Source organism: Pedobacter sp. 01N416, assembly GCF_056399685.1.
On record NZ_JBFTRT010000016.1, the window covers coordinates 1 to 23240 of the forward strand.

Consider the following 23240-nt stretch of genomic DNA (forward strand, 5'->3'; position numbering starts at 1 on the left):
TCAGGAACATTGGTTTTCAAGAAAGGCGAAGAAGATGCAAAAATGAAGGAACTGTCTTTCGAAGATGGTTATATCATCCAGTATAACGAGGGTATTGCGGTAAACGACAATACGCCAATGACTTTAAGTTTTGTGGTATCGGCCCGTAAACTAAAACTGGGCAATGCAGAACATGAAAACGATTGGCCTAAAGCCTAAATTTCAGCAGACCAGGCCACAGATATCCCTCTAGTGCCTGGTCTTATGCTTTTTCCTTAATTAAACGGAATAGAATCGCAATTAACATTTAAATACCTTCCTCATGGCAGATGTATTTGCTTTTAAAATCGATAAAAATATACAGAAGCAAACAAAAAAATATGCACATAACTTACTATGGGCTCTTTTAGCCATAGGTTTTGCCGCATGCCAGCAAAATAATAAGAAGCAGAATGTTTTACCTGCTGCCGTTAATAAAGATTCTTTGGCTTTAGTTAACACAAATAAACACCTGGAAGGCGAAAAAAATCAAGATCCGCCAAAAGAAATGGTGTATGAGCTTAAAAAGGAAGCAGGGTACATTGTGCTGGTAAATATTACCAGGGTTGACTCCGTTTACAATGCCGAAAAGGTTTTTAGTGCGAAAATATTAAAATCATTTAAGGGGAAGCTAAAACCTATGGATAGCCTGAAGTATATGGTAATGAGTGATTTAAAATATATTGAATACCCAAATGATACGCTGATTGTTTTTCTCCAGAAAGCTAAATCAACTCTTTCATTTTCAGGAAGCAAGAATGTATTTTTCTATGCACTGGAAAATGCATCATTTAAAAGTACTAAATATCTTGATTCACTTCTAACCAAAAAATAGCATGCCACTTTCTTTACCAAGTTTTACCGATTTAAGGATAAATTACCCAGCAACAAGTAGCGAACTGGTAAAAGCAACAATTGGTGGGGCTGTTAATGCTGCTTACATTACCAATACCTGTGTGGTGAGGATGAGCAGGGCGTTTAATTATCTAGGTATTAATAACAAGGTTTTTAGCCTAAGCCTGCCTAGTTGGAAATATACCACAAAACAGAATTTCCTGGCCCAGGAAAAGGTAAAAGTCCATGCCATACCCAGTCGGTATCCGTATACTAAAAAGTTCGAAACTATTGCTGGAGCTGATCAAAAGCGCTATTGTTTTCGGGTGAGCGAATTTTTCGACTACCTCAACCACAAATATAAAAAGCCCGATATTAAAGTGGAAAAAGGAGTTAGAGACACTTGGATAGCACATCATGATTTAAGGGCGTTTCAAAATAAAATAGACGGCGTATCGGGTATTATCTGCTTTAAAACCCAGTTTAGTGATGCGACTGGCCATTTTACCCTGTGGGATGGCTATAAATGTTTATATCAGGATTATTTCTTAGACCCCAGAACCAACGGAATTTATTTGTGGATTTGCTAAAAGATCGAATTTATGGAAAAGAAACTCATTGTAGAAATTAACATAGAAAATAAGGCAATTACCCATTTTGCCTCATTTAGTTTAAAACAAGCTTTTAATGCGCATCATTTTTTCGAGCTGCGGTTTAACCACGATCAGATGGGTTCGCCGGGAATGATCAGTTTAAATGACAGTCGCGATTTTGTGGGTAAAACCCTTACTGCTTCCTTTGGTCACGATTCTGGTAGTTTACAGGAATTTGCCGGCCTGGTAACCAAAGTAGAACTGGCACAAAGCCATGGCTATCATGGTGTACTGATTGTGAGCGGTTATAGTCCAACGATCTTGATCGATCGCGGTCCTGATTTAGGTTCTTATCTTGATAAAGATTTAAATACGATCGTAACTCTTGCTACATCGGATGTTCCCTCAAACGATATTAAAATTGTGGCCAATGCCGCTAGAAAAGATCCTATTGATTACTTGATTCAATACAGGGAGAGTGATTTCGATTTTCTGAACAGGCTTTCGGGCGAATACCATGAATGGTTTTACTATGATGGCAACCAATTGAATTTTGGTAAGCCAGATGATCAGAAAGAGGTTGCCTTGATTTACGGTCGTGATGTACAAAACCTGCAGTATGCCATGGAAATTGCACCAATCAAGAATAAACGTTTTGCTTATAACCCCAAACAGGATGAGATGCTCCAGAGTGAAAGTAGCGGACAGGGTGACGGATCACCCGACCTTGCCCACGCCATACAAGTTTCTAACGCGATGTATAGCAAAACCTTCAATCAACCATCGCTTATCCGGGTAGACAATAACAACGACATTAAAAATCATGTACAGAATGAAGAAAAGGCACACATCAGTAATTTATTGAAAGTAAATGCAAATGGAGATAATGCTGCTTTGAGCATTGGCAGTATCGCCGAAATTACGATGAGTGTGAGAAAAGAACTATCTTTTTCTACAGAAAGCCTGGGTAAATTTCTGATCACCAGTATCAACCATGATATTGATGGTACAGGTAAATATTACAACACTTTCGAAGGTGTGGTAGCTACAACGGAGCGCCTTTTGGTAAAAAACTATAGTAAACCAAGCCCAGATATGCAACTGGCAGATGTAATAGACAATGCCGATCCGCAAGGGCAGGGACGTATTAAGGTAAAATTTAAATGGGAATGTAAAACCAATGACGTAACGGAGTGGCTGCGGGTAATTACACCAGATGCAGGAAGCAGCGATAAAGTGAGTAAAAACAGGGGTTTTGTATTTATCCCCGAAATTGGCGATCAGGTAGCTTTAACCTTCGAAGAAGGCAATATTGCCAGGCCAATCGTATTGGGTTCGGTATTTCACGGCAAAAGTGGTAGTGGCGGTAGTGCCAGCAATAACAGCAAAAGTTTGACTTCTAAAAGCGGACATACTTTAACCATGGATGACGGTGCGGGTATGATTATGCGGGATAAAGACAGCAATTTTATCGAGCTGGATGGAGCCGGTAAAGCAGTTTTCGAAACTAAAGAATCAATCCTGATTAAATGCGGAGAGAGCAGCATTTTTATGGATAAAACGGGAAAAATCATCATTAAGGGAAAGGATATTTTAACACTAGGAGAAAACATCGGAAATTCTGCCTCAATCAGTATTGGTATAGGTGTAGGGCCTGAAGATGGAACACCAACTTCTGGTATCGGGATAGAATCACAAACCTTGGATATTGGTACTAAAACGCTTTCGATGAGTGGCGAAACAGAGGCCAATCTGGCTTCGAAAAAGATTAATGTGGGAGGTGAAAGCGAAACGAATATCAGTAGCGGCACCATCAATCTAAACTAATTTTCGACATTAAAGCTCCATGAACCCGATACAACTGGAATTATTTAAGATAGATAAACAATGGCAACAAGTAGTAAGGCAACATCCATCAGAAACCCTGTTTCTCTGTTTGGGTGAGCGGCACGAAGTAAATTTATTCGAAGCTTATTTTAAATATCAATTAACAGAAGAAAGCAGAACTAACGATATGTTCCTGCTCCATTATCAGGAATTCCAGAACGAAAATGATTACGGTAAAAGTTTGGTTAAAGAATGGAAGGAGATTTTTGACTTATGGCAGAAGGATACAAGAGCCGGTGTTGTTTGGGATATTGAAGTTGGTGAAGGTGCCCGGAATTATAAAACTGATGCCTACTTGCCTGTTACAGCACTTATAAGGTTATGCAATCTTTATCCTGAATTAAAATTAAAGAAAATACATGTTCAGCTGGCACCAACTACCATCTATGATGTAGCTGGCCTATCTGAATGGATTAACGAATGGTGCAGCTGTGTTAAAGCGTTCGATAACCATAATATTAAACTGGTTTATACCGAGCACCATACACACCGTACCTTAAAAAAATTAAAACAGGGTACCGAATTCAGGATCAATATTGATGTGAGCCAGTTGATGCAAAATGCGGCAGCACATACCAACCGGGAGAAGAACGATCCTGAAAGTGATTACCAGCAGCAGATACTGATTGCAAGTAATTATTTAAGTAAAGGCAAACATGAGCAGGCCAATGCAGTTTTAGAACGGGCAATTGTAATCGCCCAGAAACAAGGATTGCACGAGGCGGTAGTGGCAGCAAGAATAATGCTGGCACAGAGTTTAGCCATAAAGAATAAAAGGAGTGAAGCACGCCAACAATATGAGATGGCTTTGGCCCGTGCTGGAGAAAACACACTATTGAGTGCGCATATCCACATGAGCTATGGCAGTTTCTTACTGGCACATTCGGGTAAAGATGAAGCTAAAAAGTACTTCGAAAAGGCAATTAAAATCGCAGAAATTATAGAGAACGATTTTATAGCGATGGAATGTACCCGCTTACTTGGTCAGCTTTCGGAGAGCAAAATAACCGGCTCTGCAAAAGCAATGAATTATTATTTGAAGTGTTTGGAAATTGCCAGAAAAATGCCGGTTGAAAAACGGCGACAAAGTTCGATGGCTTATACCGCATCGATCATGTTAAAAAAATATGGTGAGGAAAGCCTTGAGGGCAAAAAATTAGATATGGATATGCGGCAGGATTACGGAGAAGACTGGAAATCAATGGCTGAAGTACCAAAAAATCACGCCAATCCATTATCATAAAAAATATACGGATGAAAAAAGTAAAAGCGAGTAAACCGAATATGTCTACCGATAGGTCAATTAGCCTATCTGCAAGCCTAACCAAAGCCGAACCAAAAGCAGTTGGCGGCGGTGGTGGCGTTGCCCCTGGAAGTAATCCCCCTGCGGCAAAAAGCACCTTAAAGCTTGTAAAAGCTAAAAAGCCTGGAATGGCCAATACCGCGGTACAACATGTTAGCAAGCATTTTGATGTGGTACTGGCTATCGATTTTCACTGGACAACCATTCCCATTCCGCCATCTTTTGGGTTTATTCCTTTGCCTTTACCACATCCTTTTATTGGGATGGTGTTCGATCCGATGGATTACCTGCATTTCAGTATTCCTATTCCAAAATTTGCGCAAGGTTTAATCGGTACCGCCAGTATCCCGATGGGCGGCTCAATTTATGTACATGGTCGCCACAAAGCCACTACTACCACTACTGTTATGGGTGTTTTGCTCCCGTTTAGGCACATCAGTTCTATTCCAGTTTATTTTATTGTGAATATCCCCGGCTCGCCACATGAGGGCGAGGTATACTGGGGTTCTACTACTGTAAAAGGTCAAGGCTCGGAAATGAGCGGTTCTAATCCCGGCCAGGTGCTTACCTGCTGGTGCCCACCAATGGGTTTGAAACCCCTGCCAACTGTACCTGGTAAATTGAAGAAAAACCCATTGGCTTATTTCGCTTTTTACAGCGATTTATTGAGTATGTATGTACAGATTAATACTGGTAAACCCGTGTTGGTTGGTGGTACATTTGCACCCCATAATTATACGCTGAAAGAGTATTTAATGCGTTTTGCGGCCCTTGGTATTATGAGGGGGCTCACCAAATTAGGAAGTGCCTTATCAAAAGCGGCCTTAAAAGGTGTCAATAAAGTATTACGGGGACTTTTTAAAAATAATCCCATATCAAAAAAACTTTGTCATTGGGGGTTGGAACCTGTTAATTTTGTTACTGGTGCCATGTTTTTCGAATGGACCGATTTCGAACTGCCTGGTGGCCAAACACTGGCCTGGAACAATGTATGGCGCAGCGATAAGCCATATGCAGGTATGTTGGGCAATCAGGTTTACAATAATTACGATTTATATATTTATCCAGATCCTGAAGCTGAAATTGTTGGTTTTAGCCACCCGAAAGAAAATATGGTGATGCCTTTGCCCTATATCGAACCGTATTCAGGCAAACAGTACGATCGTGCACAAAAAATCTGGATGGAACGGCCCAATGAAAATACTTGGGTACTCACTATTGATCAGGATATTTATACCTATACGCTTTTTAGTGGCGCGGTTGATGGCGATATTTACCGCATAAGCAAAATTGAGTACAATAACGGCACCAACCTTACATTTTACTATCAAAAACAACTTTTATCCCGCATTGTAGAAAATTCTGGACGTGTGCTCGAAATGCAGCACAATGAGGCAAGTACGGCAATTAAAGCAGTTTATTATCAATATAAAAACACCAGCGATCTGTTGGTGAGTTACGATTACGATCAACGCGGCAATATGATCAAAGTATACGATCAGGCAGGTAAAGCTATCAGCTTTGAGTACGATGATCACGATCGTGTAGTGAAAAGAACAAACCGTAACGGGATGGCTTATTTCTGGCGTTATGATGAGGAGGGCCGTGTAATCCATACTGAAGGCAGAGATGGTTTTATGAGTGGATCGATAAGCTATTTCCCGGAAGAAGGATATAACGAAGTATATTATCGCGATGGTAAAGTAGAACGCTATTATTATGATGAAAACGATCTGGTGTACAAAAAAGTAGATGCTATGGGTGGCGAAACCTGGTATGAACACGATCGTTATAATGAAGAAAAAATGATTTCCAGCCCTGAGGGCAGGGTAATCGGTTATGAATACGATGAGAGGGGCAATATCACCACTTATCATACGGCAGATGGCGAGCAGTATCAGTATGCATATGATGACAATAATAACCTCATATTGCGCAGTGATCCGGCTGGGTCAAACGAAACATGGTTGTACAACGAGCAGAACCAATTGCTTAAACATGTTCAAAAAGATAATCGTATAGTCGATTTTTATTATAACGAAGGACAAAAATTACCCATATTTTGTCGCGATAATGATGGCTATGAAGTTCATTGGACATATAACAGTCTAAATCAACTAATCGAATCGGTTTCGAGCGAAGGTAATAGACGTCGTTGGACTTATGATGATTACGGTCGACTGATCCGTTTTAGCCCCGATGGTGATCAAACTACGATCTGGGAACGTGATGAAATGGGCCGCGTAATCCTTGTGAAAGATTTTGGAGAAGAGGCTTTACGTTTCAAATACGATGCCTATGATCTTCCGGTTTACGCCACCGATGGCCGCGAAGAATGGCACATGGCCTACACCCCAATGGGTAGCCTAAAAACACAAAAAAGAAGCAGCCAATCATCCAGTCAAAATGCCCAGGCCCTTCATTTTACCTATGATAAGTGGGAAAATTTAAAAGGTATTACCAATGAAAAAGGTGAAGAGTATACCTTTTTAAGGGATGCGAATGATGATGTGGTAAAGGAAATTGGTTTTGACGGGCAAGAGCAACAATATATCCGCAACCAGGACGGGCAGATTATTAAAACGATACAGGCCGATGGAAAGGCCGTGTACCACAATTACGATCTGAGCGGCCGATTGGTATACAGCAGCTATGAAGATGGTACTTACGAAGCCTTTCAATACAATAAACTTGGTTTGCTCATTACAGCAGAGAACGAACTTTCTTCGGTTAGTTTTAGGCGCAATCCGTTGGGTATGATCACCCAGGAAATACAGGATGGCTACCAGATTAATTATCAATACGATGTTTTTGGAAATCTGACAAGTTTAAAAAGTTCATTAGGGGCCGATATTAAATACGATTATAATGAAATTGGTTATCTGAATGGCATCGCAGCTAAAAGTGGCGGATCAGCAGAATGGACAGCAGCTATTGGCCGGAATAAAAACGGACAGGAAACCAGCCGCAGTTTAAGCGGCGGGGTTAGAGCGACATTCGATTATGACCATGAAGGCCATCCAATTAGTCAAAAGGTCGAAGCCAGTCGTTCCATCACAGCATTTAAACAATATGCCTGGGGGCCAAACGATAAACTGAATAGCTGCTTAAACAGCATTACGAGTGGCAGCATCAATTATAGATACGATACTTTTGGTAGTCTTTCTTCGGCAAGTTATAGCGATGGTAAAGTGATTTATAAGAATCCCGATGAAACAGGAAACTTATATAAAACAGGCGATCGCAGCGACAGACGTTACGATAAAGGTGGTAAACTGCTTAAAGATGACCAATGGTATTACCGTTACGATGCCAAAGGCAACCTGTTACAAAAAAGTAAACGGAATATTATCGGTCTGGCAAAAGAAGAAGTTGCTAAATCTGAAGACAATGGCCTATTTGGCAAAAAATTAAACTGGGGAATGGCCAACCCTGATGTTCCCAAAACTGAAATGCTTGATATCTTAGCCGATGCCGAACCCGATTTGCCAGAGTGGAAAAAAGGTGACTGGGCCTACGCCTGGGCAGCCAATGGCATGATGAAAGCGGTTAAAAATCCACATGGCGAGATCATCAGTTTCGAATACGACGCTTTAGGAAGGAGGAAAGCCAAAATTGTTAAAAATACGGTGTATCGTTACGTGTGGGATGGGAATTTACTCCTTCATGAATGGAACTACCCCTTAAACGACCGGCCAAATTTAGTAGTTAATGAAGACGGTCTACTCGGTTATGATAAAACAGAACCGCTGGGCAGTGATTTAATTACCTGGGTTTACGATCAGAATAAATTTAACCCAAGTGCCAAAATTGTTAATGGCCAGTGCTACTCCATTATTAGCGATTATTTGGGTACACCTGTACAGGCTTTTGATGACACAGGTAAAAAAGTGTGGGATTGTGAGCTTGATATTTATGGAAAAATCCGTAAACTTAGCGGCAGCAGGGAATTTGTTCCGTTCAGGTATCAGGGGCAATATGAGGATACCGAAACGGGGTTGTATTATAACCGGTTTAGGTATTATGATCCAGAGATTGGAGGGTATGTAAGTAAAGATCCAATAGGACTGGAAGGAGGGGATAAACTTTATTCCTATGTTGAAGATAGCAACTACTGGTTAGATGTTTTCGGTTTAATGCCATGGGGCGATTTCATGAATGGTGCAACTGCTAAAATAACTGCAGGAGGAAATTCGGGAATCTATAGTAGTTCTCCGAGCGGACATGCTGAAATAAATGGATTAAAAGATTTTTCTCGGAATGGGTGGTTAAATGGTCAAGATGTACATATAACTGATGTAACTGGTGATTTTAATCCAGGAGGAAGTAAGCCGGTAGGAGTTTGTACAAAATGTAGGTCAAATATCTTTAGCGAACTTCAAAGAGGTGGTGCCAAAAGCGTGACCATACCTATAACTAAAGGGAATGTTACAACAGGTACCGTAACAATTCATTCAAAGGATTTTGCCAAGATGCAAGCAGAGATTGATGCGATAAGAAACTCGTCCGGAACTRACAGAACTAAGTCTGACGCTGCATGGAAAGCGTTGCAGAGTTGTAAATAAAATTTTATGAAAATTATTAAGCCAAAAGTCTCAGGTATAACTTACGAGCCGAAAGTAAAAGAACTATGTTTAATCGCCGACCTTAAATTTAGTTACAGTTTAGATTTAAATAAATTTCTTTTAGATGAGAATCCTCATGGAGAACCATCATTAAAAGATATTTTCGATGTTGTTGTAGATGATAAATTCACAACATTATCTTTTAGGTCTATTTATAGAAACAAAGAAACCATCTTCAAACTGGAACGCCAACATGAGATTGACAGTTTAATTTTTGAAGCAATTTCTAGTTTTGATCTTAAGGCTATTGATCAGAATGAATTGGATAAGTTTCAACTCTTCTTTGAAGAAGGGAAATTTAAAGAATTGGATCTTTACAAACAAAATGAAAAATATGAATTAATTGATTCTTTAGCAGTTATAAGTGAAGAAGATGAAATTATTTTGATTAAGCAGAATCCATGGGGTAGGTTTAAGGTTGATAATTTAGCATGCGCTGATCAAAAACAATTAGATTATAGTTTGAATAACGGCGATACAGGAAGTTATCCGCTAGATATTAATAATACTGTTTATAATCTCTTTTCTAAATTCATTGAAATAGGTATTACAACCTAAACTTTATCCTGCAACAACAATTTGATTACATTTTTTAGTGCCGGGTTCCGGTTAGATTCTTTCCAGATCATGTAAAGTTCTGTTCTTTGCGGAATATGGGTAAGCTCTACAAACTTTACGTTTTCCTGATAGCCATATTGCAGGGCGGTGGGTACAATGGCAATGCCCAAACCTTCTTCTACCAGTTTGTAAATGGTTAACGCATTAACCGATTTGTGATAGGTTTTGGGTTTAAAGCCATGATCCTCGCAAATGCTCATCATTAGGTCGTAATAGAATGGACTGTCATCACTAGAGAAAAAGATAAAGGGTTCATTGCCCAATTTTTTTACCGCTTCAAATGATGCCTTTTTCATGGGATGACTTTTAGGCAATACAAGGGAAAAAGTATCCTGATGGATCATGTGTTTAGAAATGCCAGGTTTAAACTGTTGCATCCTTACAAAACCCATATCAAGCATGTCTTTTTCCAACAGTTCGATCTGTAACTTATTGGGCATTTCGTCCAGATTTGTTCTGATTTCTGGAAAATCTTTGTTCAGTTTAAATATAACTTCGGGGACGATTTTTTGTGCTGCTGAGCCTAAAAAACCAATTCGAAGTTCGCCCTGTTTGCCTTCATTAATATTGCTGATCTGTTTTTTAATGTTTTCGATATGGCTGAACAGAAAATCTACCTCATCTTTTAGGTACAGGCCTGCTTCGGTAAGCTCCACCTTTTTCTTATTGCGATCGAACAATGGGGCGTTAAAAATTTCCTCCATCTGTTTAATCTGCCGGCTCAGGCCTGGTTGAGAAATAAAAAGGCGATCTGCGGCCTTTCTAAACTTCAGTTCCTCGGCCAAAACCTGAAAATATTTTAAGTGCCTAAGTTCTATCTGATAACCCATGGTTATTACATGATGATGTAATTGGTATTTATAGGTATCAAATATAGAGCTTATTTTTGTTTAAAACCTTTTTAACATGAGCGAGCAACAGATTTTTAATTATGGAACAGATCATTTAACCGCTAAACTGGCTTTGGCCATCAGCAATGGCGAGATAAAAGGAATATTGAGCCAGGATACCCGCAATAAAGTACTGGAAAGTAGTAAGGTAGTTGAACGGATAGCGGTTTCAGGTAAAGCCGTTTACGGCATCAATACCGGTTTCGGACCACTGTGTACCTCCATGATTTCGGCGGTTGATACCCGTAAATTACAAGAGAATATTTTGAAAAGTCATGCTGTTGGTGTTGGAGAGCCGATAGATAGTGAAATATCAAAACTGATGTTGGTTTTAAAACTACAGGCTTTAGCGCAGGGATATTCAGGTATTAAAATCGAAACGCTCGATCGAATGATCTGGTTTTTAGAAATCGGTGCTATACCGGTAGTACCCAAACAAGGCTCTGTTGGTGCCTCCGGCGATCTTGCTCCTTTATCTCACCTCTTTTTGCCTTTAATTGGCTTAGGAAAAGTTCATTACAAAGGTGAAATTATTGCTACAGCTCAGCTTTTACAAGAATATCAGATGAGTCCGCTGCAGTTGGGGCCAAAAGAAGGCTTGGCCCTCATTAATGGTACCCAGTTTATCGCTGCGCATGCCGTTAAAGTGGTACAGCGATTAGAAAATGTGCTGGCTTCAGCCAATATCATTTCGGCGATGATGATCGAAGGACTACAAGGCTCTGAAAAACCTTTTCATGCACAGCTTCATCAGCTTAGGCCTTATCCGGCAAATATTGCGGTTGCCGGGCAAGTACGTAAACTGTTGCGAGGTTCTGAAATTATGAAATCGCATGCCGATTGCGCCAAAGTACAGGATCCATATTCATTAAGGTGTATTCCACAAGTACATGGAGCTTCCAGAACGGCATGGATGCATTTAAAAGAAGCTTTAGAAATCGAACTGAATTCGGTAACGGATAACCCTGTAATATTTAATGACGATTTAACGATCAGCGGCGGTAATTTTCATGGTCAGCCATTGGCCTTACCGCTCGATTACGCCTGCTTAGCCGCCTCAGAAATCGGAAACATCAGCGATCGTAGGATTTACCTTTCCCTGGAAGGAAATACGCCAGGTGTACCTAAACTCCTGATGAAAGAAACTGGATTAAATTCGGGTTTTATGATTGTTCAATATACCTCTGCTGCTTTGGCCAGCGAAAATAAAGGGCTTTGTTTTCCGGCTAGTGCAGATAGTATTCCAACGTCTTTAGGTCAGGAAGATCATGTGAGTATGGGTTCGATCAGCGGACGTAAAGCCCTGCAGGTGATCGAAAACGTAGAAAAAATCCTGGGTATCGAGCTGTTCTGTGCCGCACAGGCCGTTGATTATCATCACCCATTAAAACCGGGCAAAATACTGGCTGCGGTACACGATTTTGTGCGTACCGAAATTGATCATTTTGAAGAAGATCAGATTATGTATGATAGGATGGAGAATGCCATTAAAATGGTACAAAAAGGTGAAATTGTTGCCGTTGCAAGCGAGGCAGAATCAACATTAGATTAAGCGGTCAAAATTGTAAAACATGGATTTTAAAGCACAGATACTGGCAGGTATTCCTTCAACATTGCCTGCACACAAAAACAGAAATACAGAACTAAGCCATGCGCCTGTAAGAAAGGATGTTTTAAACGCAGGTGAAAAAAAACTGAGCATTAAAAATGCTTTGCGTTATTTTCCAAAAGCATGGCACCAGGCGCTTGCTCAAGAATTTTTGGCTGAACTGGAAAACTACGGACACATTTATATGTACCGTTTTATGCCCGACTATGCCATTTATGCAAGAGACATAACGGCGTACCCCTGCCATACTGTTCATGCTGCGGCAATTATGCTCATGATCCAGAATAATTTAGACCCGGCAATTGCACAGCATCCTGAAGAGCTGATTACTTATGGCGGAAATGGAAGTGTATTCCAAAATTGGGCACAGTATCTTTTAACAATGCAATACCTGGCTACGATGACCGATCAGCAAACGCTGAATATTTACAGCGGGCATCCACAGGGATTATTTCCATCAAGCACCGCTGCACCACGCGTTGTAGTTACCAATGGTATGATGATACCCAACTATTCTTCACCTGAGGATCTTGAAAAGTTTAATGCGTTAGGGGTAACCCAATACGGACAGATGACGGCAGGTTCGTACATGTATATAGGGCCTCAGGGTATTGTTCATGGTACGGCCATTACCTTAATGAATGCTTTCCRCAAAAAGGGTTTTTATGGAAAGGATACTGCTGGCAAAGTTTTTCTTACTGCAGGATTAGGTGGTATGAGCGGCGCACAAACCAAGGCGGGCAATATTGTGGGCTGTATTACGGTGTGTGCAGAGGTAAATCCTAAGGCTGCAACCAAAAGGCATCAACAAGGTTGGGTAGATGAACTTATCGATAACTTAGATGAATTGGTTAACCATGTAGTACTTGCCCAAAAAGGAAAAGAAACGGTATCTCTGGCATACATTGGCAATATCGTTGATGTATGGGAGCGGTTTGATCAGGAAAATATTGATGTGGCTATTGGCTCTGATCAAACTTCGTTACATAATCCGTATTCTGGAGGCTATTATCCGGTAGGTTTAAGTTTTATTGAGGCAAATGAAATGATGGCCCATGCAGCTGATCGGTTTAAAGTTTATGTTCAGGATTCGTTAAAAAGGCATGCCGCCAGTGTTAACAAACATACTGCCAAAGGAACTTATTTTTTCGATTATGGAAATGCCTTTTTGTTGGAGTGTAGTAGGGCAGGTGCTGATATAATGTCTCCAAATGGGATAGATTTTAAATATCCATCTTATGTAGAAGATATTTTAGGCCCATTGTGTTTCGATTATGGTTTTGGCCCATTTAGGTGGGTTTGTGCTTCAGGTAACGAAAAGGATCTCGATTTAACCGATCAAATGGCTAAAGAGGTGATGGAAGAGATTAAGCTTAGTGCCCCGGCAGAAATACAGCAACAACTGCAGGATAATATCAATTGGATCAGCGCGGCAAAGGAAAATAAACTTGTAGTAGGCTCAAAAGCCAGGATTTTATATGCAGATGCTGAAGGAAGAGCAAAGATTGCGCTGAGGTTTAACGAAGCGATTAATACCGGCCAATTATCGGCACCAGTTATTCTTGGGAGAGATCATCATGATGTAAGCGGAACGGATTCTCCATTTAGAGAAACGAGCAATATTTACGATGGAAGCAGGTTTACCGCAGATATGGCTATTCATAATGTAATTGGCGATAGTTTTAGGGGCGCCACATGGGTTTCGATCCACAATGGTGGTGGCGTTGGCTGGGGGGAAGTAATAAATGGTGGTTTCGGGATGGTATTGGATGGAAGCGAACAAACTGCTGAAAAACTACAAAACATGCTTTTTTATGATGTAAACAACGGCATTGCCAGAAGAAGCTGGGCACGAAATAAAGAAGCCCGCTTTGCCATCGAACGCGAAATGGAACGGACTGGTACTTTAAAAATTACACTGCCGAATTTGGTTGATGATGAGGTTTTGGAGGGATTAGAGATAGATTAAAGTTTTACAAAAGAAAAACGCCTTTTTGTCATTCTGAACGCAGTGAAGAATCTTTTCATGTAACAGCACATACAGAAGAAAGATTCTTCGTTTCACTCAGAATGACAAAAAAATATAGATCGTGCAAATTCCGTAACGACCATTTTTCCAGAAAAAACTTATCTCATTTTGCGAAAACCTTAGTGATCTTTGCGGTAAAAACTGTGCTAATTAACTCAATGGCAAAGTAAAATGAAAAACGGAACCCTTACCTTCTTCGCTTTCTGCCCATATCCGGCCGCCATGTCTTTCAATAATTTCGGCGCTTAAGTAAAGCCCGATCCCAAAGCCCGAAATGGTGTGGTTACCCTGCACGCGGTAATAACGTTCGAAAAGTTTATCAATATCTTCCGGCTTTATCCCTATTCCCTCATCTTTAATCTGAATTTCAACCTCAGTATGGTGCAATTTGCAGGTAATCTCGATACGTGTACCATTGTCTGAGTATTTTAAGCCATTGCTGATCAGGTTAGAAAGCACATTCCCGATTTTATTCCGATCGGCATTAATGTTAACCTCGCATGTTGGGTTTAATATAATTTGATGCGAAGATTGTGACACATAAGTTTCTTCGATGGTTTCTTTCAGCAGTTCATCTAAGCTAAAGTTTGTTTTTTCGATAAGCAGCTTGCCCGATTCTAAACGGGATACATTTAAGAAACCATTAATCATGGCGGTCATTTTCCTGATCTGGCTGTGCGCTTTATCTAAAGCAATAATGGCATAATTATCTTCATCTTTTTTTGCTTTGCGCTGCAAAACCTGCACAAAACCATTAATTGCAGTTAGCGGTGTTTTTAACTCGTGACTAACCATTCCGATGAAGTCGTTTTTTCGAATCTCATCTAATTTTTGCTCCGTAATATCGATGAAAAGGCCAGAGTACTCCGTTGGATTTCCCTGTTGATCTAAAAAAACACGCCCGGTTGCTCTAACCCATTTTTCCTGACCATTAATTAAATTGTTAATCGGGTATTCCGTATCACTAGGTAAATGGTTTTTTATGGCATTATCCAGCGCCGAAAAAAGCATGTTATGGTAATCCGGATTCACGGCCTTCATAATCATATCCATTTCTGCAGGTTTATCCAAAGGCAAGCCCAACAAGTCCTTAACAAAGCTCGACATCGTAACTTCAAGTGTTTTCGGATTGATGCTCCATGTACCCATTCTGCCGGTTTCTATCGCCTGTCTGAGTTTTTCCTCACTGTCTGATAGTTTATTGGTGTACTTGATAAGGTCATCATGCGTTTTAGCAAGCTCTTCATTTGTAGTGGCCAGCTCTTCGTTTGCTGCTGCCATTTCCATATTTATGCCTTGCAGTTCTTCCTGATAAAGTTTTCGCTCTGTAATATCAGGACTTACCGTAGCAATGGCAACTATTTCATCGGTTTCATTTCGAATGGCAAAGCCATTCCATTCAATCCAAAAAGGATGTCCTGTCTTTTCATTCCAGAATCGAATCTCCTGTCTGAAGGTATTATTCTTTAAAATCTCTGGTAGAATTTCCTTTGCCTTTAATCGATCTTCTGGAAAAATGCAATCTAAGATTGTTCTGTTCGAAATGCCAGACCAGCCTAGTTTTTGTACTGCGGCAGGATTTAGGTACTGGATTGACATATCCAATTCGGCAATGCCTATAAACTCTGAGCTCGCCTCTATAAGTTTATTTAGATTCAGTCGCTCTATTTCAATTAACTTCCGTTCTGTAATGTCAATGCAGGAGCTAATGTAACCAGCGAATGAGCCATCGGCATGAAAACGTGGAGGGCCGCTAGCAAGCAACCATCTGTAATCGCCTTTTTTGGTGAGTATTCTAAATTCGCCGGTAAAAGGTCTTTTTTCGGCAAGGGCCGAAAGGTAAATATTTATATACCTATCCCGATCTTCAGGATGAATTAAATCTGCCCAGCCAAAGTCGAGCAGATCTTTCATCGATCGGCCCGTGAGTTTTACCCACGATTTATTAAAATAAATGGCATTTCCACTTTCATCAGCAACAGCAATAAAAATATCGGTTCCTTCTGCCATGGTCCTAAAGCGCTTTTCGCTTTCCGAAAGCTGGTTAAAGCGCTCAATAACCCTTAATTCCAGTTCGTTGTTTAAAACGTGCAGCGTTTCTTGTGTTTCCTGGAGCTCTTCGTTGGTGGCCACAAGCTCTTCATTGGTTGTGGCAAGTTCTTCTACTGTTGCCGCCAGTTCTTCATTTAAAGTTTGCTCGCGTTGTAACGCCTCTTCTCTTTCAAGCGCCTGTTCTACAGCCTGCTGTCTAAGTACCCGCTCGCTTACATCAATTGCCGTATGTAAAATGCAGATGGTTTTACCCGCATCGTTTTTTATCGCCCGGTACTCGAAATCAAAATAGAAAGTTTGTAATTCGCCGTCGATTACTATATCGGCGGCAGTGCCTTTTCCCGAAATTACAAGCCCTTCCAACCATACTTTCCTGAACATATCGATAAAAGGTTGTCCTTTAAGTTCAGGTAAAGCCTCTTCTAACGATTTTCCGATTACGCTCCTGTCTTTTCCCCATATTCTGAGCATTGCATCATTTGCCGCCTGAATTATGGCCGTTTCGCCAACATGAACAGCTGTGGCCGTATGGGTCAAATTAAAAACTTCTAATAATTGATCGCTACTTAAAAGGTGATTAGGATAACTCATTATGGAAGCTTAAAGTATTATCTGAAATAATTATTTATCTATTGTTTAAGCAAAATTAAATCAGGGATCTAACCATGATCATTTTCAATATAAACTATATACTAACCATCGGCATGTTWGCCAAAGTTAAGCTGCCAGAAACGTAGAAGATGTTCCATATCGCCGGCTGTTCCATACCATTTTTGTTGTTTTAACCAGGCTTCCATTCCGGCTAAATCGTTCTTTTTAACCAACGAATTAAAAGTTTGCCCATCAGTTTCTATTCCGCCTACTAAAACAATGGTTTCGGAGGAAAAAGCCTCGTGTTCTACATTGGCCGAATTGCCTTTTTGTGGGGTGATAATCAGGTCTAAAATACCTTTATCCAATTGGTCTAACATTTCAGGATATTCGCCGAAACGGATGATCACATTAAAAGGAAGTGTAGATATATATTGTTCGAGTGTAATCTGAAAAGTTTCGAAACACATGCCTACGCTAATGGTTGGTGTATGTTTCTCAGTGCTTTTTTGAAAATGTTTTTCAGCATCCTCAAGTTTTGTAAGCGGCTCTACAATGAAATTATAAAGCACTTTTCCTTTTTCGGTCGGAATCATCTTCCTGCCCGTACGCTCGAACAGCTTATAGCCGACGTAACTTTCTAAAGAACTTAAATGCAAACTTACCCCGGGCTGCGAAATAAACAGGTTCTCTGCTGCACCGGTTAAGGTTCCCGTTTTATAAATTGCCTTAAAACTTCTGTACCATTCTAAATTAACCATAATTTTGCTATTATAATTCTGATACAAAGCTATGAATTAACTTGTTTTAATAATAGATTTAGGCGCTGTAATTTTGTCTTATCAAATAGAAAAACGAAATGACAAAAATATTCATCATCAACGGGGGACAAAAATTTGGTCACTCAGGGGGCAGGTTTAACGAAACAATAGCTGATGCTACAGCCAGTTTCTTTTCTTCATTGGCAGATTTCGAAGTGAAAACAACTAACATTAATCATGATTATGATCCGAAAGAGGAAGTAGAAAAATATGTTTGGGCAGATGTTGTAATTTACCATACACCCATCTGGTGGTTTCAGTTACCATATGGGTTTAAACAATATATCGATGTTGTGTTTACCGAAGGGCATAAAAAAGGAATCTATGTAAGTGATGGCCGTAAAGCAGATAATCCGACAAGAAACTACGGCACCGGAGGGATGTTGCACGGTCGTAAGTACATGGTAACATCATCGTGGAATGCACCAAAAGAAGCATTTACCTTACCTGAAGAATTTTTTATGGAAACCAGTGTAGATGATGGTGTATTGTTTGGTTTTCATAGAATGAACGCTTTTACCGGAATGGAATGCATAGATGGCATTCATTTTCACGATGTAGAAAAGAACGCAGATATAACGAATGCACTTAAATTGCATGAGGAACATTTAACCCAAAATTTTTTAAATACAGCAGTATATGAGCATTTATCTAACAGCAATTGTTAAAAGTAAGAAAGAAACCACAGCAGCATTAAGAACTATGCTGCTGGATATGGTGGTAAATTCCCGCAAAGAGGAAGCCTGCATTCAGTATGATCTGCATGAATCTGCAATTGATAATACTTTTATTTTTCAGGAGGAGTGGAAAGATCAGGCAGGTTTGGATCTCCACGATCAGCAGCCTTATATTTTAGCCTTTGTAGCGCAAGCAGATACATTGACGGATGGCATTGTAATCTATAAAACAGAAAAACTGGCCTAATTACAGTTTTGCACGCCTGGCTGTTAACGAAGAACCCGCAGAAGCAATAACAACGAAAGCCACGGCAAAACACTCTTTTAAAGTGAGGTATTCTTGTAAAAAAACGAGTGCAGCTAATGAAGCCATGGCAGGTTCGAGGCTCATTAAAATACTGAAAGTCCGGGCAGGGAGCTGCTTAAGGGCTCTCATTTCGAGGGTAAATGGGATGGCGCTTGATAGTAGAGCAAGCGCTGCTCCTAAACCCAGTAATTTTGGATTAAGGCCACTTAAGCCGTCGCTAAAAACACCAAATGGCAAGATGACTATGGTAGCGAATAACATTCCAATGGCAACAGCATCACCACCTTTCATTATTTTTGAGATCCTACCACCCAGTATAATATAGGCTGCCCAAAAAATGCCGGCTAAAAGTGCCAACAATACACCCACAACATTTAGCCCTGTACTAGTCCAGGGGGCAATTAGTGCAATGCCGGCTGCGGCCAGTACTACCCAAAGGAAATCTATAGGTTTTTTAGATCCAAAAATAGCCAGGCCCAATGGGCCAACAAATTCTAAAGTTACTCCTAAACCAATCGGAATTCTTGCTATAGCCATATAGAATACCATATTCATTACCCCTAAACAAACACCGTATAGGGTAACATATTTCCATTGTTTGGCATTTAGTTTAAATAAGTTTGGCCTAAAAGCGATTAATAAGATGATCGCTGATAAACCGATCCGTAACGATGCGGTAGCAGCAGCGCCAATTTGTGGGAAAAGCCCTTTTGCAATTGCCGCCCCACACTGCACACTGATAATAGACAGTAAAACGGCTGGTATGGGTGGGATATTGATTTTGCTTTTCATCTGTCGCTGGTAAATGAGGCGCAAAATTACGGAATTATAACCTGCTAATATTTTAAAATACAAAAAGGGAGAATCAGATTACGCTAATTCTCCCTTCCAATAAAATTTTTAGGCTATTAACAGAAAAGTTCCTGTTCATCTCTATTTTCGGTAGGAATTTTCTTTAAGAAATCATCAAATGCCGGTCCTTCATTATCAGAGTAGATGCCATAAGCATCTAATATATACCCAATGTTTTTCTCCTGATCTTCTACCAGATACAATACTGAATTGTCTGCAGGATCTGAATCTCCTTCAAAGCGATAAGTTTTAACAATGGTTAAATCTTCGGGGCTATAAATTTTTCCGAGCGATTTACTTTGCATCTTACCATGATCAGAAATTTTTAATTCGTTATCTTTTCCTTTCAGCCTCAATTTCTCCAAAATTTGACTTAAAGTGTTCATTGCAATTGGCTGTTCCATAGTTATACGATTTTATACTGTTTAAACAAGTGGCATTCGAAATGGTTTTAGCATCCTTCTTTTTAAAGCAAACTAAATGATTGTCAATCTGTTTCTTATGTGAACTAAATTTTTATAAAATGAAAAAATATCTTTTAAGCTTAGCTATTGCAGGTGTAGCACTTATCAGTGCTTGTGCTAAAACCGACAAAGAAATTGCCCAGGCCACTTTGACCGAAACAGCTGATAATACAAAAACCATTGGAACGGCAAAGTTTTACGAATTAAGCGATGGAAAAATTAAGATGGACATCGAGATGAATTTTGCTGCACGTGCAGACAGTAATGTTGCGGTCCACTTTCACGAACATGGCGATTGTGGCAATATGGGTGAAAATACACACGGCCACTGGAACCCAACTAAAGAAGCTCACGGCAAATGGGGATCTGCCAATTATCACAGCGGTGACATTGGCAACATCATGTTAGATAATAAAGGCCATGCCACGCTTTCGGTTACTACCGATAGATGGAGCATTAAGGATGGCGATATTAAAAATATTATCGGTCGCGGAATTATTGTGCATGGTGGTACCGACGATTATACTACACAACCAACTGGTAACTCAGGGCCAAGGGTGGGTTGCGGTGTAATTGAAGCAGTGAAGTAATATTATATTAATATGATCGTCATTGCGAGAAGGCTTTTTCAGCCGACGAAGCAATCTTAATACGGTAGCCATAAACCCACAGTTGTAAGATTGCTTCGTCGTTCCTCCTCGCAATGACGACTTTTTCTTAAGCGATTAAATTTTTAATCGCTTTTTTTATGCAATTTGATAGCGCTTGTCATCATCATTAAAAACCTAAATTATTATGGCAACATTAAACGAATCTCAAAGCGGCAAGGCTGCGAAAGGAAGAACCAAAAAACCAGTCCCAAGGGTAGATCTTACCGCAATGGTAGATCTGATGTTTTTATTGACTGCATTTTTTATGCTCACCACTTCATTGGGTAGCTTAAATGCGGCAGATATTGCTAAACCAGTTAAAGATGAGGGTGTAGATATTGTACCCTATCCCGAATCACGTACCATGACCATCCTGCTCGGCAAAAACAACAAGGCCGTTTGCTACATGGGAACAATAGAAAAGGCAGATATGCACATTATACCTGTGGCAAATATTCAAAAAGAAATTAGTAAAAATGAGAAACTGGTTGCAGAAACACATCAGCACAATCCTGCCAAATACATGATCGTAATTATCAAGCCAGCTAAAACGGCCAAGTTCCAAAATTTTGTTGATGTAATTGATGAGATGAAGATTGGCAATATTAAATCGTATGCCATTGACGACGATCATATCGCAGAAAAAGAGATAGCATTTATGAAAATGAATGGCATCTGATCAAGCTATTTTTTTAAACCAGACTAATAAAAATCAGCGAATAAAAAGAATGCAAGGCGGTTTCAGGCTAATGAATAAATTGAATATGAAAACTAATACCCTAGTTTTTTGGTAGTGATTGCGTTTTTTATGTGATGGGGGCATTTTTTTGGGGTTATTAACGAATCGTTAGGTTTTTGTTAGGTGTTTAATACTACATCAGTATAGCTAATATTATTACATTCGTCGAAGTGTTTGGCCAAGCATCAGGCGCATCCCGAAAAGCCTTCAAAAGAGTAGGGATCTTAAAACTCAAAAAAAATCTAGTATGAAAAGTTTAGAATTAAAAAATCTTGGTGTTAAAGAAATGAACACAACTGAAATGTCACAAGTTGAAGGTGGTGGTATTATTAACAATACATTAAACGAACTTTTAACTTCTCTTGCAGGAACTTTAAATGCAGTTGGTGCAGACACTTCGACATTTTTAAGCAAAACAGTAACCAATGTTTTGAAACTTGTTTGGAGTCTATAAGCAATTTATTGTATCCGCTGTTCTGGTTTCCAGAATAGCGGATGCTTTACGATTTCAACACTATGGCGCTAACCAGTTACTCTACAGAAAGAATTTCAAATACTGCTCTCGTTTACCGTTCTCAAATTAGTAAATCAAGCCAATTAATTTATGTCGTTGCTGTGGCAGCCATTTTAATTGTTTTGATTGCCCTTCCATTTGTTAAAATACCCATTAGTATAAATGGGACAGGCGTTTTACAATCGACCATCGAAAAAACAGAACTTATTGTACCGGTTAATGGCCGGTTAATACAGTACAAACTTTCGGATAATAAAAGACTTAAGCAGGGCGATACGCTCTTAGCCATTGATGCGGGTTTACCCAAACAGCAGGATGCCTTGGTTGAAACCCGCAAAAACCAGATCACCCATTTTTTACAAGATATTAGCACGCTGTTATCATTTAACGGTGGGTCATCAAATTTGCAAAGCGGCCAATATGTAGCGTCCTGGCAACAATATGTGCAGGAGTCAAAAAATGCTGGTATTGCAAAAAGACAAGCCGCGAGCAATTTTGCGCGCTATAGTAAGCTCTATCAGAATAAAGTACTTACGCAATCTGAATACGAAAAATACAAATACGAACTAGAGCAGGCCGAATCGGTTTATTTAATGGTGCGTACCAAATATAAAACTCAATGGCAAACTGAAGCCAATGGTTACCGGAATGAGCTGCGTCAACTTTCGGGTCAGCAGGCAGAACTTAATGAGCAGAAAAAACAATATGTATTGCGTGCGCCGATAGATGGTTCAGTTCAGAATTTAGTCGGTTTGCAGAATGGCGCATACGTATTTGCCAACCAAAAAGTAGGAGAGGTTTCGCCCGATGCGGGTTTAGCTGCCTACTGTTATATCAATCCTTCAGATATTGGCCTGATTAGAAAAGGACAGGAAGTGCATTTTCAGATCAATGCCTATAATTATAACCAGTGGGGTTTGGCAGTAGGTAAAGTGATCGATATTTCGGACGATATTGTGATCTTAAATGGTAACCAGCCTGCTTTTAAGGTAAAGTGTTTAATGGATAAAAATTTTCTGATGCTCAAAAACGGTTACAAAGGATACCTCAAAAAAGGAATGAATTTTACGGCTCGTTTTAAAGTAACCGACCGTAGTTTATATCAATTACTTTATGATAAGGTTGATGATTGGGTTAATCCGAATTTAATCCAAAAAACATAGAAGC

The 23240-nt window shown here is 39.8% G+C and carries 20 protein-coding genes; 15 read left to right on the top strand and 5 right to left on the bottom strand.

Annotated elements, in window-relative coordinates:
- From tssD to AC1DND_RS01860, 7 genes are all read left to right on the top strand, one after another.
- A partial coding sequence (gene tssD, locus AC1DND_RS01830) for a type VI secretion system tube protein TssD (protein ID WP_477578632.1) occupies positions 1–198 on the top strand: 198 nt, incomplete at its 5' end.
- Between the two features lie 103 nt (positions 199–301).
- On the top strand, positions 302–853 hold the full coding sequence (locus AC1DND_RS01835; protein ID WP_477578634.1) for a hypothetical protein: 552 nt from the start codon (positions 302–304) through the stop codon (positions 851–853).
- Position 854: 1 nt separating this feature from the next.
- Positions 855–1442 carry a T6SS effector amidase Tae4 family protein gene (locus AC1DND_RS01840; protein ID WP_477578636.1) on the top strand — a complete coding sequence of 196 codons (588 nt, stop codon included), beginning with the start codon at positions 855–857 and terminating at the stop codon, positions 1440–1442.
- 12 nt (positions 1443–1454) lie between these two features.
- Positions 1455–3272, top strand: coding sequence for a type VI secretion system Vgr family protein (locus AC1DND_RS01845; protein ID WP_477578638.1), 1818 nt, complete (start codon positions 1455–1457; stop codon positions 3270–3272).
- Between the two features lie 19 nt (positions 3273–3291).
- Positions 3292–4575: a tetratricopeptide repeat protein gene (locus AC1DND_RS01850; RefSeq protein WP_477578640.1), complete on the top strand. Its 1284-nt coding sequence runs from the start codon at positions 3292–3294 to the stop codon at positions 4573–4575.
- Between the two features lie 11 nt (positions 4576–4586).
- Positions 4587–9200 carry an RHS repeat-associated core domain-containing protein gene (locus AC1DND_RS01855; RefSeq protein ID WP_477578642.1) on the top strand — a complete coding sequence of 1538 codons (4614 nt, stop codon included), beginning with the start codon at positions 4587–4589 and terminating at the stop codon, positions 9198–9200.
- Positions 9201–9206: 6 nt separating this feature from the next.
- Positions 9207–9818: a DUF8184 family protein gene (locus AC1DND_RS01860; protein WP_477578644.1), complete on the top strand. Its 612-nt coding sequence runs from the start codon at positions 9207–9209 to the stop codon at positions 9816–9818.
- Here the strand turns inward: AC1DND_RS01860 and AC1DND_RS01865 are convergent.
- Positions 9815–10708: a LysR family transcriptional regulator gene (locus AC1DND_RS01865; RefSeq protein ID WP_477578646.1), complete on the bottom strand. Its 894-nt coding sequence runs from the start codon at positions 10706–10708 to the stop codon at positions 9815–9817. The two genes, AC1DND_RS01860 and AC1DND_RS01865, sit on opposite strands and share 4 nt — an antisense overlap.
- 76 nt (positions 10709–10784) lie before the next feature.
- On the opposite strand from AC1DND_RS01865, the gene hutH reads away from it, so the two are divergent.
- Positions 10785–12320: a histidine ammonia-lyase gene (gene hutH, locus AC1DND_RS01870; RefSeq protein WP_477578648.1), complete on the top strand. Its 1536-nt coding sequence runs from the start codon at positions 10785–10787 to the stop codon at positions 12318–12320.
- Between the two features lie 19 nt (positions 12321–12339).
- On the top strand, positions 12340–14346 hold the full coding sequence (locus tag AC1DND_RS01875; protein ID WP_477578650.1) for a urocanate hydratase: 2007 nt from the start codon (positions 12340–12342) through the stop codon (positions 14344–14346).
- 210 nt (positions 14347–14556) lie between these two features.
- Here the strand turns inward: AC1DND_RS01875 and AC1DND_RS01880 are convergent, their stop codons facing one another.
- The gene (locus AC1DND_RS01880) at positions 14557–17049 is read right to left on the bottom strand and encodes a PAS domain S-box protein (RefSeq protein ID WP_477578652.1); all 2493 of its coding nucleotides are present in this window, start codon (positions 17047–17049) and stop codon (positions 14557–14559) included.
- A gap of 101 nt (positions 17050–17150) precedes the next feature.
- Complete coding sequence (locus AC1DND_RS01885; RefSeq protein WP_477578653.1) at positions 17151–17810, bottom strand: LysR family transcriptional regulator; 660 nt, start codon at positions 17808–17810, stop codon at positions 17151–17153.
- Positions 17811–17908: 98 nt separating this feature from the next.
- Here AC1DND_RS01885 and AC1DND_RS01890 point away from each other — a divergent pair, with 98 nt between their 5' ends.
- Together AC1DND_RS01890 and AC1DND_RS01895 are read left to right on the top strand one after the other, a co-directional pair.
- Positions 17909–18538 (top strand): NAD(P)H-dependent oxidoreductase, encoded by a 630-nt coding sequence (locus AC1DND_RS01890; protein WP_477578655.1) that lies wholly within the window; start codon positions 17909–17911, stop codon positions 18536–18538.
- Entirely contained in the window at positions 18510–18794 is a 285-nt protein-coding gene (locus AC1DND_RS01895; RefSeq protein WP_477578657.1) for a putative quinol monooxygenase, read from the top strand. Before AC1DND_RS01890 ends, AC1DND_RS01895 begins: the two co-directional genes overlap by 29 nt.
- Here AC1DND_RS01895 and AC1DND_RS01900 read toward each other — a convergent pair whose 3' ends face one another.
- Entirely contained in the window at positions 18795–19646 is an 852-nt protein-coding gene (locus AC1DND_RS01900) for an EamA family transporter (RefSeq protein WP_477578659.1), read from the bottom strand.
- Between the two features lie 116 nt (positions 19647–19762).
- Positions 19763–20110, bottom strand: a complete 348-nt coding sequence (locus tag AC1DND_RS01905) for a hypothetical protein (RefSeq protein WP_215129386.1) — start codon at positions 20108–20110, stop codon at positions 19763–19765.
- Between the two features lie 119 nt (positions 20111–20229).
- Between AC1DND_RS01905 and AC1DND_RS01910 the strand changes: the two genes are divergently transcribed.
- From AC1DND_RS01910 to AC1DND_RS01925, 4 genes are all read left to right on the top strand, one after another.
- A complete protein-coding gene (locus AC1DND_RS01910) occupies positions 20230–20760 on the top strand; it encodes a superoxide dismutase family protein (RefSeq protein WP_215129389.1) in 531 nt (176 codons plus the stop codon).
- A 205-nt stretch (positions 20761–20965) separates the two neighbouring features.
- Entirely contained in the window at positions 20966–21499 is a 534-nt protein-coding gene (locus AC1DND_RS01915) for an ExbD/TolR family protein (protein ID WP_477578662.1), read from the top strand.
- Positions 21500–21806: 307 nt separating this feature from the next.
- Positions 21807–22013, top strand: a complete 207-nt coding sequence (locus AC1DND_RS01920) for a bacteriocin (protein WP_215129392.1) — start codon at positions 21807–21809, stop codon at positions 22011–22013.
- Positions 22014–22075: 62 nt separating this feature from the next.
- Positions 22076–23236 carry an HlyD family secretion protein gene (locus AC1DND_RS01925; protein ID WP_215129394.1) on the top strand — a complete coding sequence of 387 codons (1161 nt, stop codon included), beginning with the start codon at positions 22076–22078 and terminating at the stop codon, positions 23234–23236.
- The last annotated feature ends 4 nt before the right edge of the window (positions 23237–23240 follow it).